This window comes from Acidovorax sp. AC410, assembly GCF_979253235.1.
This window is the reverse complement of record NZ_CEEDCG010000001.1, coordinates 528350-541875: the sequence shown is the minus strand read 5'-3', so window position 1 is coordinate 541875 and position 13526 is coordinate 528350. Positions and strand designations below refer to the sequence as shown.

10 protein-coding genes and 1 pseudogene are annotated in these 13526 nt (G+C 67.8%); 7 read left to right on the top strand and 4 right to left on the bottom strand.

All coding sequences use genetic code 11. The features are described 5' to 3' along the window. Window positions 1-130 precede the first annotated feature (130 nt). Window positions 131-3034, top strand: coding sequence for a sensor domain-containing diguanylate cyclase (locus AC0IZS_RS02400; RefSeq protein WP_471634182.1), 2904 nt, complete (start codon window positions 131-133; stop codon window positions 3032-3034). Between the two features lie 9 nt (window positions 3035-3043). Here the strand turns inward: AC0IZS_RS02400 and AC0IZS_RS02395 are convergent, their stop codons facing one another. From AC0IZS_RS02395 to AC0IZS_RS02380, 4 genes are read right to left on the bottom strand one after another with little or no spacing between them, the layout of a single operon-like run. Then, window positions 3044-4087, bottom strand: a complete 1044-nt coding sequence (locus AC0IZS_RS02395; RefSeq protein ID WP_471634181.1) for a VWA domain-containing protein — start codon at window positions 4085-4087, stop codon at window positions 3044-3046. 20 nt (window positions 4088-4107) lie between these two features. Then, complete coding sequence (locus tag AC0IZS_RS02390) at window positions 4108-5112, bottom strand: DUF58 domain-containing protein (RefSeq protein ID WP_471634180.1); 1005 nt, start codon at window positions 5110-5112, stop codon at window positions 4108-4110. Continuing rightward, on the bottom strand, window positions 5093-6109 hold the full coding sequence (locus tag AC0IZS_RS02385; protein WP_471634179.1) for an AAA family ATPase: 1017 nt from the start codon (window positions 6107-6109) through the stop codon (window positions 5093-5095). The genes AC0IZS_RS02390 and AC0IZS_RS02385 overlap by 20 nt, the downstream gene beginning before the upstream one ends. Before the next feature lie 34 nt (window positions 6110-6143). Beyond that, window positions 6144-7079, bottom strand: a complete 936-nt coding sequence (locus tag AC0IZS_RS02380; protein WP_471634178.1) for a S1C family serine protease — start codon at window positions 7077-7079, stop codon at window positions 6144-6146. A gap of 105 nt (window positions 7080-7184) precedes the next feature. Here AC0IZS_RS02380 and AC0IZS_RS02375 point away from each other — a divergent pair, with 105 nt between their 5' ends. From AC0IZS_RS02375 to AC0IZS_RS02350, 6 genes and pseudogenes are all read left to right on the top strand, one after another. Further along, window positions 7185-8045 carry a TatD family hydrolase gene (locus AC0IZS_RS02375; protein WP_471634177.1) on the top strand — a complete coding sequence of 287 codons (861 nt, stop codon included), beginning with the start codon at window positions 7185-7187 and terminating at the stop codon, window positions 8043-8045. A gap of 69 nt (window positions 8046-8114) precedes the next feature. Continuing rightward, window positions 8115-8654, top strand: coding sequence for a DNA-deoxyinosine glycosylase (locus tag AC0IZS_RS02370; protein ID WP_471634176.1), 540 nt, complete (start codon window positions 8115-8117; stop codon window positions 8652-8654). Beyond that, on the top strand, window positions 8655-9416 hold the full coding sequence (locus AC0IZS_RS02365; protein WP_471634175.1) for a class I SAM-dependent methyltransferase: 762 nt from the start codon (window positions 8655-8657) through the stop codon (window positions 9414-9416). A 56-nt stretch (window positions 9417-9472) separates the two neighbouring features. Further along, window positions 9473-11280, top strand: a pseudogene (tfpB, locus tag AC0IZS_RS02360) (type IV pilus assembly ATPase TfpB). A gap of 130 nt (window positions 11281-11410) precedes the next feature. After that, window positions 11411-11899 carry a tripartite tricarboxylate transporter TctB family protein gene (locus AC0IZS_RS02355; RefSeq protein WP_471634174.1) on the top strand — a complete coding sequence of 163 codons (489 nt, stop codon included), beginning with the start codon at window positions 11411-11413 and terminating at the stop codon, window positions 11897-11899. An 18-nt stretch (window positions 11900-11917) separates the two neighbouring features. Next, the gene (locus AC0IZS_RS02350; protein WP_471634173.1) at window positions 11918-13429 is read left to right on the top strand and encodes a tripartite tricarboxylate transporter permease; all 1512 of its coding nucleotides are present in this window, start codon (window positions 11918-11920) and stop codon (window positions 13427-13429) included. The last annotated feature ends 97 nt before the right edge of the window (window positions 13430-13526 follow it).

The following is a 13526-nucleotide window of genomic DNA, read 5'->3' as shown; positions in this document are numbered from 1 at the left end:
CCCGCCCGGTGGCCGGCAGGGTGCAGGAACTGCTGGTTACCATCGAATCACACCGCAGTGGCATGGAATGGCTCGCATGGGCGTGAACCCGCCTTAAGATGCTCGCTGTTGGCCCCAGGAGATTCGCCCGATGACGGTTCCGGCATCCATACCCTCCGATGAAGTGCGCAGGCTGGAGGCTCTGCGCGCCCTCATGGTGCTGGACTCCCCCGCCGAGCCGCTGTTCGACTCCATCGCCCGCATGGCTGCCGAGGTCTGCGGCGTGCCGATCGCGCTCATCAGCCTGGTCGATGCCGAACGCCAGTGGTTCAAGGCGAGTTTCGGTCTGCCCGGTGTCAACGAGACGCCGCGCGACGTGGCGTTCTGCGCGCATGCCATTGCCTCGGACGAGCTCATGGAAGTGCATGACGCCACGCTGGACGCGCGCTTTGCGCGCAATCCCCTGGTCACTGGTGCGCCCGACATCCGCTTTTACGCTGGCGCCCCCTTGCATGCCAGCGAGGATGGCGACCGCGTGGGCACCCTGTGCGTCATCGACCGCCAGGCGCGCGAACTCAACGAGCAGCAGCGGGCCACATTGCGCTCGCTGTCGACCATGGTGTCGCAGGCGCTGGACATGCGCCGCGACCTGATCGCGCGCGCGTTCTCGGTGCGCCAGGAGTACGAAAAAGCCCTGTCCGAAAGCGAGTTGCGCTACCGCACCATGGTCGAGGCGCAGACCGAGATGGTGTCGCTGGCCTGGCCGCACGGCGAGGTGTTCTACGTCAACCCGGCCTACGCGCGCCATTTCGGTCTGGAGCCCGGCGATATGGTGGGCAAGGACCTGTTCTCGTACGTCGATGCGGCCGACCGCGATGCGGTGCGCTCGCGCATTGCCGAGGTCTTTCGCACCGAGGGCACCACCCAGGGGGAGAACCGCATGCTCAGCGCCGATGGCGCGGAGCGCTGGATGGCCTGGACCAACAGCTTCCTGCGCGACAGCGAGCACCGGCCCTACCTGCATTCGGTGGGGCGCGACATCACGGCCCAGAAGGCGGCCGAACGCGCGCTGCTGGCCAGCCAGCAGTTGCTGGAGCGCACGGGCCACGTGGCACGCGTGGGTGGCTGGGAGCTCGATCTGCGCAGCCGCCGTGTCTCCTGGTCCGCCGAGACGCGGCGCATCCACGAGGTGCCCGCGGACTTCACGCCCACCGTGGACAATGCCCTCGACTTCTACACGCCCGACGCGCAGCGCACCATGTCGGCGGCCGTGCGCCAGGCCACCGCGACGGGGGCCTCGTGGGACCTGGAGGTGCCCCTGGTGACGGCCACCGGGCGCCGCATCTGGGTGCGCTCGGTGGGCGAGGCGGAACACGAGGGCAGCGCCGTGGTGCGCCTGTTCGGGGCCTTCCAGGACGTGACCGAGCGCCGGCGCATGGCGCAGCAACTGGCCGACAGCGAGCGTTTCGTGCGGCTGGTCACGGACGGCCTGCCGATCCGCATCGCCTACGTGGACCGGGAGCTGCGCTTTCGCTTTGTCAACCAGGCGCAATGCCAGCGCTTTGGCCTGGGCCGCGAGGAGGTCATCGGTCGCACGCGCGAAGAGTTGCTCGGGGAACCCGCATCGCCCGAGTCGGTGCAGCGGGTTCAGCGGGTGCTGGCGGGCACCGCCCAAAGCTACGAGCGCGATGAAGTGCGCGACGGTGTTGTGTACCGCATCGAGAGCCAGCTGGTGCCCGACGTCTCCGACGATGGCCGGGTGCGGGGCTTCTTTTCCACGGGCGTGGACATCACCCAGCGCGCGGCGGCCGAGCGCGGCCTGCGCGTGCTCACGGCCATCCTCGAGCACACCTCCGACTTCGTGGTGCAGACCGACCTCAAGGGCCGGGTCAGCTACATGAACCCTGCAGCGCGGCGGGCCCTCGGCTTTGCACCCGACGAAGACGTCGGCGCCCACATGTTCACGGAGTTCAACACACCCGAGACCAATGTGCTGTACGTGCAGGCCATTTTGCCGGTGGTCAGGGCCCATGGCATGTGGGTCGGTGAGACCACGGTGTACGCCGCCCAGCAGCGCGTGGTGCCGGTGAGCCACATGGTGATTGCCCACCGCGATGGGGAGGGGCGCATCCAGCATTTCTCGGCCATCATGCGCGACATCTCCGAGGCGGCGCAGGCGCGCGCGGCCCTGCTCAAGCAGACCGCCACGCTGCGCTCCATCACCGAGGCGCTGCCTTCGCTGGTGGCGGTGGTGGGGCCGGACGAGCGCTACCAGTTCGTCAACAGCGCCTTCGAGCGCTGGCACCGTGTGCCGCGCGAGCAGATACTGGGCCGCACCATGGAAGAATTCCTCGGGGCCGCAGAGTACGCGCGCAGCAAGCCCATGGTGGAGAAGGTGCTTGGCGGCGAGACGCTCACCTTCGACAAGGATTTTCCACAGCGCGTGCCGGCGGGCCACGTCACCATCCACCTCATTCCGCTGTGGTCCGAACCGGGTGCGGTCGATGGCTTTGTGTCCATGGCCCAGGACGTCACCAGCTACCGCCAGGAGGCCGGTCGGCTGCTGGCGCTGGCGCAGCACGATCCGTTGACCGGCTTGCTCAACCGCGCAGGTCTGCAGGCCTATGTAGGGCAGAAAGACCTGGCGGTGGAGGGCTCCCTGCTGGCCTTGCTGTACATCGACCTGGACCATTTCAAGCCGGTGAACGACCAGCATGGCCATCCCGTGGGCGACCAGTTGCTGCAGGCTTTCGGGCAGCGCCTGCTGGCGCTGGTGCGGCCCACCGATGCGGTGGCCCGGCTGGGCGGCGACGAATTCGCCGTGGTGCTGGCCGGCGTGCGGGAGCCGGCCCATGCCGAAGCCGTGGCCGGCAAGATCCTGGAGGCGGCGCACACGCCATTCGAAGTCGGCGATCTGCGCCTTGCGGTGGGTGCCAGCGCGGGGCTGGCCCTGGGCACGGACGCGGCCAGGGGCTGGGCCGACCTCATGGCCCGTGCGGACGACCAGCTCTACTTGGCCAAGCGCTCCGGCCGGGGCCAGTTCAAGGGGGGCTGACGTCCGCCCCTACATCACCCGCCCGTACCACCAGACCGACAGGCCCGCCGCCATGATGGCCAGGGCCGCGCCGATCAGCGCCAGCAATGCCGAGATCTCGGTTTCCTTCTTCTCCACCGTGAGGCGCGAGCTCAGCGTCTCGTAGACCTTCTTCAGGTCGGCCGCCGTGGCCGCGTGGAAGTATTCGGCCGCGGTGCGGGTGGCCACGGCCTTCAGGGTCTCTTCGTCCAGCCGCACGCGCATCGACCAGCCCTCGAAACCGATGGTCTCGCCCTGCAGCGTGCCCACGCCCACGGTGTACACGCGCACGCCCCGGTCGGCGGCCCACTTGGCGGCTTCGAGCGGGTCGACACCGGTGGTGCGCTGGCCATCGGTCAACATGATGATGGCGGCCGAGTTGTAGGAGCCCGGGGCCACGGGGGTAAAGGGCTTGGCGGGGTCCTGCTTGTTGAGTTCTTCCAGGGGGCGTGGCTTCATCGCCTGGCGCCCGCCCAGTGCCGAGATGTCGATGCCGGCATCGGGAAAGATGGTGGCCAGCGAGAGCATGATGCCGTTGCCCGTGGCCGTGCCACGCTGCAGCTGGAAGCTGTCGATGGCCTTGACCAGGTCGTCACGGCTTTGCGTGGGCAACTGCGCCAGCTGGGCGCTGCCCGCAAACGCCACAATGCCCACGCGCACGTGGCGTGGCAGCTCGGCGATGAAGGCCTTGGCTGCGTCCTGTGCCGCGGTGATGCGGTCGGGCTGCACGTCGGTGGCGCGCATGCTGCCCGAGACGTCCATGGCCAGCATGATGGTCTGGTCCTGTGAGGGCAGGGTGATCACCGCCAGCGGCCTGGCGGCTGCCAGCAGCAGGGCAACCAGTGCGAGCAGGAAGAGGAAGGGCGGAATGTGCCGGCGCAGGTGCTGCGCCGGGCCCATGGCTTCGCGCACCAGCGACAGGCTGGAGTAGCTCAGCGCCGTTTTCTTGCGCCGGTGCAGCAGCCACCAGTACAGCAGGACCAGCAGCGGCACGGCCAGCAGCAGCCAGAGCAGGGAGGGCCAGAGAAAGACCATGGTGGCGTGTCCTGTGTTTGTCAGGCGGCGGCCTGCGGGGCCGTCCATTGGAACGAGGGGTGGCCTGCAGGCCGCACGCGGCGCTGGCGCAGGTCCATGAAGCGCAGCAGCGCATCCACGAGGTCGTCGTCGGTGCGCAGCTCCAGCGTGTCCGCACCGGCCTTGGCCAGGCCCTCGCGCAGCACGGCTTCGCGCTGCGCCGCCAGGCGTGCGAAGCGGTGGCGAAAGCCGCTGTCGTGCGTGTCCACCTGCAGCTGCTCGCCGCTTTCGGCATCGCGCAGCGTGACCAGGCCCACGTCGGGCAGTTCCAGCTCCAGTGGATCGAGCAGGCGCACGCTCACCACGTCGTGCCGGCGGGCCAACTGGGCCAGCGGCTTTTCCCAGCCCGGGGCGCTGATGAAGTCGGACACCACGAACACCGTGGAACGGCGGCGCAAGGTGCCTAAAGCGCCCTGCAGCAGCAGGTGCAGTTCGGTACCACCCGATTGCAGCTGGGGTGCGGGCTTGAGCAACTGGTGTACCAGGTGCAGCACGTGGGCGCGGCCGCTGCGCGGGGGCAGCACGGTGTCCACGGCGCGCGTGTCGGCACCGCCTGCGCCATAGAGCATGGCGCCCACGCGGTTGCCGTGGCGCGTGAGCAGGCGCGAGAGCACGGCCACGAAGCCGGTCAGGATGTCGCGCTTGGCGTTGCCCTGGGGGCCGAAGTTGACCGAAGGGCTCAGGTCCAGCAGGAACCACGCGGACATTTCGCGGTCTTCGGTGAACACCCGCACGTGCGGGGTGTTCAGGCGCGCCGTCACGTTCCAGTCGATGTGGCGCACGTCGTCGTGCGGCTGGTATTCGCGCAGGTCCGCCAGATCGAGGCCGGCACCGCGCATCAGCGTGCGGTAGTCGCCCTGCAGCAGCCCGTCGAGCCGGCGGATGACGCTCCACTCCAACTGCCGCAGCAGGCGGTCGGCCTGGCCGGGCAGGGTGGGCAGCGCGCGCGCGGCGTTGGCTGCAGTGTCAGGCGGCTTTTTGCTCATGGTGCAAGGGTTTGGCAGGGGCGGGCACCTTGGCCATGATGCGCGCGATCAGTGCATCGGCGTCCAGGCCCTCGGACAGCGCTTCGTACGACAGCGACAGCCGGTGGCGCAGCACGTCGGCCGCCAGGTCGGTCATGTCCTCGGGCAGCACGTAGCTGCGCCCGCGCAGCATGGCCAGGGCCTGGGCGCCTTCGGCCAGGCAGATGGTGGCGCGTGGGCTGGCGCCGCAGGCAATGAAGGGGGCCAGGTCCTTGAGGTCATGACGGGCCGGCGCGCGCGTGGCGGCCACCAGCTTCACGGCGTACTGCAGCATCGACGGGTCCACATACACCGTGCGGCATTCTGCCTGCAGCGCCGCCAACTGGGCCGTGGTGGCCACGGGCAGCACCTGCACCGGCTTGTCGAGTGCGCGCTGGGCGATCACGAACTCTTCCTCCTCGGTGGGGTAGTCGATCAGCACCTTCATCATGAAGCGGTCCACCTGGGCCTCGGGCAGGGCGTAGGTGCCTTCGGTCTCGATCGGGTTCTGCGTGGCCATGACCAGGAAGGGCGAGGGCACCTTGTGCGTTTCGCCGGCAATCGTCACCTGGCGCTCCTGCATCACTTCGAGCAGCGCGCTCTGCACCTTGGCGGGGGCGCGGTTGATTTCGTCAGCCAGCAGCAGGTGCGTGAACACCGGGCCCAGCGAGGTGCTGAACTCGCCCGTCTTCTGGTTGTACATGCGCGTGCCCACCAGGTCGGCAGGCACCAGGTCGGGTGTGAACTGGATGCGCTTGAAGCTGCCCTGGATGGTGCTGGCCAGGGTCTTCACGGTGAGCGTCTTGGCCAGGCCCGGAACGCCTTCGACCAGCAGGTGGCCCTGGGCCAGCGTGGCCACCATCACGCGCTCCAGAAAGCGGTCCTGCCCCACCACGACGCGCTTGACTTCGTAGAGCACCTGCTCCATCAGCGTGGCGGTGGCGGCGTTCGATGCAGAAGGCAGCGGGGTCGGTTCCATGGGACTCCTTGCGAGGGTAGGGGGTGAAATGGCGTCAGAACGGTGACATGCCCACGGCCGAAGCCGCGTTCTCGATGGGCACGGCAAAGCCGATGCCGATGAAGGTGCGTGCCGGTGTCGGGTTCAGGATGGCGGTGACGATGCCCACCACCTCGCCGTCCATGGTGACCAGCGGGCCGCCCGAGTTGCCGGGGTTGGCCGCTGCGTCGAACTGGATCAGGTTGCCGAGCTCGCGCTTGCCCTCGGGCGAGGTGAACTGGCGCCCCAGGCCCGAGATCACGCCGGCCGAGGCCGACGGCCCAATGCCGAAGGGAAATCCCACGACGGCGACCTGGTCACCGGGGCGCAGGTCGTTGGTGGAGCGCAGGGAGGCGGCCTCCAGGTCGTCGGGTACCTTGTGGGCCTGGAGCACGGCCAGGTCGTTCTCGGGCTGCACGCCGGTGATGGTGGCCGTGGTCTGCAGCCCGTCGTGGAAGGTCAGCTGGATGCGGTCGGACCCCTGCACCACATGCAGGTTGGTAAGGATCACGCCCTTGTCGACGATCACCACGCCCGTGCCCACGCCGCGCTCGACCTCGTCCTTGCCGTTCTTGCTGCGCCCGAAGCCCACCACGCGCACCACCGAGGGGGCGATGGTCTCCACGGCGCGTGCCGCCGCCGAGGGCAGGGTGGTGGTTTCCAGCGTGCGCAGCACCGCCTGGTCGATGTCTTCCTGGGTGAGCTTGCGGGGCGCGGTGCGCTGGTTCAGCCACACGCTGGTGACGAGCAGGGCCGCCAGCACCAGCAGGGCGCCCCACAGTGCGTAGAGGTTGCGGCGCGAAAGGCTGATCGTCTGGGGCCTGCCGGCGGGCTGGCTGGTGGCTGGCGCCACCGGGGCTACCGGTTCCGAGGGCGCAGCGTCGCTCGGGGCCGCGGCCCCGGCAGGGCGGCGGGCGGGGCGGGAGCTGCTGTAGACAGTGGGTCTGGGCATCCTGTCACCTTCCGGTACACCATGGCGCGGTGCATGGTTTCACAGTAGCACGGATCACGCCCGTGTGCATAGCCTGGGGCTTCATCCATCGTGCATCATGTGTGAATGAGCTTCTGGATCGATACCCATTGCCACCTGGATGCGCCAGAGCTGGCGCCCGACGTGGATGCCGTGCGGGAGCAGGCCCGCCAGGCCGGCGTAGGGCATTGCGTACTGCCCGCGGTGGAGCGTGCCAACTGGAACGATGTGCGCAGGCTCGCGCACCAGCATGGGGACAGCTACGCCCTGGGCATCCATCCCCTGTACACCGGAAATGCCGCGGATGGCGACCTGGAACTGCTGGCCCAGGCGCTGGCGCAGCACCGGGACGACCCGCGCCTGGTCGCTGTGGGCGAGATCGGGCTCGACTACTTCGTCCCGGGCCTGGATCCGGCCCGCCAGGAGCACTTCTACCGCGAGCAGCTCAAGCTGGCGCGGCGCTTCGGGCTGCCGGTGATCCTGCATGTGCGCCGCTCGGCCGACCGGCTGCTCAAGGGTTTGCGCGAGGTCCAGGGCCTGTCGGGCATTGCCCACGCCTTCAACGGCAGCGCGCAGCAGGCCCAGGCCTTCGTGGACCTGGGCTTCAAGCTGGGTTTCGGCGGGGCGGTCACCTACGACAGGGCCCTGCAGCTGCGCCGCCTGGCCACCGAGCTGCCGCTCGCATGCCTGGTGATGGAGACCGATTCTCCCGACATCCCGCCGCACTGGCTCTACACCACCGCCGCCGAGCGCGAGGCGGGCCGGCCCCAGGGGCGCAACACCCCGGGAGAGCTGCCGCGCATCGGCGAGGTGGTGGCCGGGCTGCGCGGCATGCCGGTGCAGGCGCTGGCCGAGGCCTCCACGGCCAACGCGCTGGCGGCCCTGCCACGCCTGGCACCCCTGCTGCGGGCCGGGCAGGCGCCGTCACCGTCTTTTACCGATTCTTGACAGTCGCTCTCGGGTTTGAGCTATATATTTGATAGTAACCGGGCGACCCTGCCCCGAACCCCTCGCCGCATGCTCCCGACCGCCCCCACCACCCCATTGGACGACCCCGCCTCCCGCCTGGTGGGACTGCCCGCCGTGGTGTCCGCCAGCACCGTTGTGCTGGTGCTGGGCAGCTTTCCCGGTGCCGCCTCGCTGCGTGCGCAGCAGTACTATGGGCACCCGCAGAACCACTTCTGGCGCATCCTGCAGGCGCTCTGGCCGCAGCACCCCCTACCGGGGCCTGCCAGCTATGCCGAGCGTTGCGAGTGGCTGCTGGCGCGCGGCCTGGGCCTGTGGGACGTGTATGCCAGCTGCGAGCGCGAGGGCAGCCTGGACGCCGACATCCGCCACGCCGTGGTGAACGATTTTGCGGCGCTGCGCGCCGTGGCGCCGCGCCTGGCCGCCATCGCCCACAATGGGGGCGAAAGCTACAAGCACGCAGCGCGCACCGCGGCACTGGGCGTGCCGGTGTACAAACTGCCATCCACCAGCCCGGCCAATGCCTCCTGGAGCTTCGAGCGCAAACTGAACGCGTGGGCCGAACTGATGGCCCGCTACCAACTGACCTGAATGACCCGCAAGAAGACCAGCACCGCCGAACTGCCCGAAGTCAGCGTCTCCGACGATGGCGAAGTGCGCCACCTGCATCTGGGCACGCCCTGGATCCAGGGCTCCATGCGCGTGGACGAACCCTTTGCGCTGGAGCTCGAATACGTGCAGCGCATGATGGCCTGGCTGCTCTTCGTCGAGCCGGCCTCCGTGAGCAAGCGCCACGCCATGCAACTGGGCCTGGGGGCGGGCGCCATCACCAAGTTCTGCCACAAGAAGCTGCGCCTGTGCGCCACGGCCATCGAGCTCAACCCGCAGGTGGTGGCCGTGTGCCGCCAGTGGTTCAAGCTGCCGCCCGACGGCCCCAAGCTGCGCGTGGTGCTGGCCGATGCGGCCAAGGAGATCCAGAACCCCATGTGGCTGGGCACCGTCGATGCGCTCGCCGTGGACCTGTACGACCACGACGCGGCCGCGCCCGTGCTCGACAGCCCCGACTTCTACGCCGACTGCCGGGCCCTGCTGTCCGAGGATGGCAGCATGACCGTGAACCTGTTCGGCCGCTCCTCCAGCTACGACAAGAGCCTCAAGAGCATGGCCAGCGCCTTTGGCGAAGACGCGCTGTGGGCCTTCAAGCCCACGCGCGAAGGCAATACCGTGGTGCTGGCCCAGCGCACGCCCACGCGGCCCAAGCGCGCCGAACTGGCTGCCCGGGCCGAAGCCATCCAGGAGCGCTGGGGCCTGCCTACCACCAAGTGGATGCGCGTTTTCAAGCCGGTTGCCTGAGAGGTTGAGAATCTTTCGTCCATGCCCCGTCCATACCCTCTGAGAGGTCCGCAGACATGAGCACCACCCTCACCCCCCCCGTCCCCGTCGCCAAGGCGGCCATCCAACCGGTCAAGCACATCGGCCCCGTGGACTGGCGCCGCATGGTCGATTGGCTGAGCGCCGATGGTGTGATCTCCCAGGAGGAGGCGCAGCGCACGATTGCCCGCTGCTCGCAGGCCGAGAGCTCGCAGCCGGCCCTGGTCCGCCTGGCTGCGGTGGCCATGACGCGCGCCTCTGATGGCAAGCCGCTGGACATCGAGCTGCTCACCGAGTACCTGGCGCAGCGCTCCGGCCTGCCGTACATGCGCATCGACCCGCTCCGGGTGGACGTGGGCCGGGTGGCCGACACCATGAGCGCCACCTATGCCGAGCGCCACAAGGTGCTGCCCGTGCAGGTGACGGCCAAGGAGGTGGTGGTGGCCACGGCCGAGCCCTTCGTCGACGACTGGGTGGCCGAGGTCGAGCGCCAGGCGAGGCGCACGGTGCGCCGCGTGGTGGCCAACCCGCAGGACATCCACCGCTTCACGGCCGAGTTCTTCGCGCTCGCCAAGTCGGTGCGTGCGGCGCAGAAGGCGGGGGGGCATCGGGCGGCAGCAGCTTCGAGCAACTGGTGGAGCTGGGGCGCAGCAACAAGCAGCTCGACGCCAACGACCAGGGCGTGGTCAAGGTGGTGGACTGGCTCTGGCAATACGCCTTCGACCAGCGTGCCAGCGACATCCATCTGGAGCCGCGGCGCGAGCAAGGCGTGATCCGCTTTCGCATCGACGGCGTGCTGCACCCCGTCTACCAGATGCCCATGGGCGTACACAACGCGATGATCTCGCGCATCAAGTTGCTCGGCCGCATCGACGTGGTGGAAAAGCGCCGCCCGCAGGACGGCCGCATCAAGACCCGCAACCAGCGCGGCGACGAGGTGGAAATGCGTTTGTCCACGCTGCCCACGGCCTTCGGCGAGAAGATGGTGATGCGGATCTTCGACCCCGACAACACCGTCAAGGACCTCGACGCGCTGGGCTTTGCGCAGCACGACGCGGCGCGCTGGGAGGCGCTGGTCAAGCGCCCGCACGGCATCATCCTGGTGACCGGGCCCACGGGCTCGGGCAAGACCACCACGCTGTACTCCACGCTCAAGCGCGTGGCCACGGAAGAGGTCAACGTGAGCACGGTGGAGGACCCGATCGAAATGATCGAGCCGAGCTTCAACCAGACCCAGGTACAGCCGCAGCTCGACTTCAATTTCGCCGAGGGCCTGCGCGCGCTGATGCGCCAGGACCCGGACATCATCATGGTCGGTGAAATCCGCGACCTGGAGACGGCCGAGATGGCCATCCAGGCCGCGCTCACGGGCCACCTGGTGTTCTCCACGCTGCACACCAACGATGCGCCCTCGGCCATCACCCGCATGATGGAGCTCGGGGTGCCGTCCTACCTCATCAACGCCACGCTGCTGGGCGTGCTCGCGCAGCGCCTGGTGCGTACCTTCTGCAAGCAGTGCAAGCAAAAGGACGAGTCGGCCGACCGCGAGGCGCTCAGCGCCTTCATCAAGCCGTGGAAGCTCAGCGGTGCCTACCAGCCCTACAAGGCCGTGGGTTGCGTGGATTGCCGCATGACCGGCTTCCAGGGCCGCATGGGGCTGTATGAACTGCTCACCGTGAGCGAGGCGCTCAAGGACAAGATCACCACCGCGCCGTCGATGGAGGCGCTGCGCCGCCAGGCCATCGCCGATGGCATGCGGCCGCTGCGTCTGGCCGGTGCGCTGCGCGTGGCGGAGGGCGTCACCACCATCGAGGAAGTGATGTCCGCAACGCCGCCCATGGACTGATTTTCGCGCGTCGTACAGAGGGAAAACGCGCGGTCCCGAGTGTTACCGGGTGTAGGTGGAATCCACATCCGGCGAGCCTCCTGTTGCCAGCACAATCGCACGGTTGTGAAATCCGCATAGGAGACATATCTTGCAAATCAAAAGTCAGAAAGACTTTTTTTCCGGCCTCATGTTCATGGGTATCGGGGTCGCGTTTGCGTGGGGAGCCACCACGTACAACGTCGGCAACGGCGCCCGCATGGGCCCCGGCTACTTCCCCCTGCTGCTCGGTATCCTGCTGGCCATCATCGGTGCAGTGATCACCTTCAAGGCCACCACCGTCGAAACGGTGGACGGTGACAAGATCGGCAAGTGGGCCTGGAAGCCGCTGTTCTTCATCCTGGCTGCCAACTTCACCTTCGGCATCCTGCTGGGCGGCCTGCCCAGCCTGGGGATCCCGGCGATGGGCCTGATCGTCGGCATCTATGCGCTGACCTTCATCTCCAGCCTGGCCGGCAACGAATTCAAGGCGCGCGACGTGTTCGTTCTTGCCACCGTGCTGGCCGTGGGCAGCTACGTGGCATTCGTCTGGGCGCTGAAGCTTCAGTTCCCGGTGTGGCCCAGTTTCATTTCCGGTTAAGCCAGGAGCACCCACACCATGGAATTGATCAACAACCTGTCGCTGGGCTTCGGCGTAGCGTTCACCTTTCAGAACCTGATCTACTGTTTTGTCGGCTGCCTCTTGGGTACGCTGATCGGCGTGCTGCCTGGCATCGGCCCTGTGGCCACCATCGCCATGCTGCTGCCGGCCACCTACGCACTGCCTCCCGTGGCAGCGCTGATCATGCTCGCCGGTATCTACTACGGTGCGCAGTACGGTGGTTCCACCACTGCCATCCTGGTCAATCTGCCGGGTGAATCGTCCTCGGTGGTGACCGTGATCGACGGCTACCAGATGGCGCGAAAGGGCCGAGCGGGGCCGGCGCTTGCGGCGGCGGGCCTGGGCTCGTTCTTTGCCGGCTGCGTGGGTACGCTGATTCTGGCGGCCTTCGCTCCTCCTCTGACCGAAGTGGCCTTCAAGTTCGGCCCCGCCGAATACTTCTCGCTGATGGTGCTGGGCCTGATCGGTGCCGTGGTGCTGGCCTCGGGTTCGCTGCTCAAGGCCGTGGCCATGATCGTGCTGGGCCTGCTGATGGGCCTGGTGGGTACCGACGTGAACTCGGGTGTGGCCCGTTTCAGCTTCGACATCCCTGAGCTGACCGACGGCATCGGCTTCGTGACCATCGCCATGGGCGTGTTCGGTTACGGTGAAATCATCGCCAACCTCGCGCGCCCCGATGACGACCGTGAGGTGTTCACCGCCAAGGTCGAGGGCCTGTTCCCCACCAAGGAAGACTTCAAGCGCATGATTCCCGCCGTGCTGCGCGGTACGTTCCTGGGCGCTGCCCTCGGTATCCTGCCTGGCGGTGGCGCCCTTCTGGCTGCCTTCGCTGCCTACACGATCGAGAAGAAGACCAAGCTCAAGCCCGGCGAAGTGCCGTTCGGCCAAGGTAACATCCGCGGTGTGGCCGCTCCAGAGTCGGCCAACAATGCCGGTTCGCAGACCTCCTTCATCCCGCTGCTGACGCTGGGTATCCCTCCCAACGCCGTGATGGCGCTGATGGTCGGTGCCATGACCATCCACAACATCCAGCCTGGTCCCCAGGTGATGACGAGCAACCCCGAGCTGTTCTGGGGCCTGATCGCCTCGATGTGGATCGGCAATGCGATGCTGGTGATCCTGAACCTGCCGCTGATCGGCATCTGGATCAAGCTGCTCACGGTGCCCTACCGCTGGCTGTACCCTTCCATCGTGCTGTTCTGTGCGGTTGGCGTGTACTCCACGAACAACAACACCTTCGACATCTGGATGGTCGGCATCTTCGGCCTGGTGGGCTACATCTTCCACAAGCTGGGCACGGAACCCGCGCCCCTGCTGCTGGGCTTCATCCTGGGCCCGATGATGGAAGAAAACCTGCGCCGTGCGCTGCTGCTGTCGCGCGGCGACTGGAGCGTGTTCGTCACGCGTCCGCTGTCGGCCGGCCTGCTGGCGGCTGCCGCCCTGCTGCTCGTGATCGTGCTGCTGCCTGCGGTGAAGAACAAGCGTGAAGAGGCCTTCGTCGAGGAGTGACCTCCCCGGCCTGCTTTGACAGCTGATGCAACGGCGCCTTCGGGCGCCGTTGTTTTTTGGCGAGTGGGCGGTGCAGGCGCTGCAGGGGCCCGGTACA

Coding starts and splice junctions, on each gene's coding strand:
- AC0IZS_RS02400 (WP_471634182.1), top strand. CDS start 131: ATGACGGTTCCGGCATCCATACCCTCCGATGAAGTGCGCAGGCTGGAG.
- AC0IZS_RS02390 (WP_471634180.1), bottom strand. CDS start 5,112: ATGAGCAAAAAGCCGCCTGACACTGCAGCCAACGCCGCGCGCGCGCTG.
- AC0IZS_RS02350 (WP_471634173.1), top strand. CDS start 11,918: ATGGAATTGATCAACAACCTGTCGCTGGGCTTCGGCGTAGCGTTCACC.
- AC0IZS_RS02375 (WP_471634177.1), top strand. CDS start 7,185: ATGAGCTTCTGGATCGATACCCATTGCCACCTGGATGCGCCAGAGCTG.
- AC0IZS_RS02365 (WP_471634175.1), top strand. CDS start 8,655: ATGACCCGCAAGAAGACCAGCACCGCCGAACTGCCCGAAGTCAGCGTC.
- AC0IZS_RS02370 (WP_471634176.1), top strand. CDS start 8,115: ATGCTCCCGACCGCCCCCACCACCCCATTGGACGACCCCGCCTCCCGC.
- AC0IZS_RS02395 (WP_471634181.1), bottom strand. CDS start 4,087: ATGGTCTTTCTCTGGCCCTCCCTGCTCTGGCTGCTGCTGGCCGTGCCG.
- AC0IZS_RS02380 (WP_471634178.1), bottom strand. CDS start 7,079: ATGCCCAGACCCACTGTCTACAGCAGCTCCCGCCCCGCCCGCCGCCCT.
- AC0IZS_RS02385 (WP_471634179.1), bottom strand. CDS start 6,109: ATGGAACCGACCCCGCTGCCTTCTGCATCGAACGCCGCCACCGCCACG.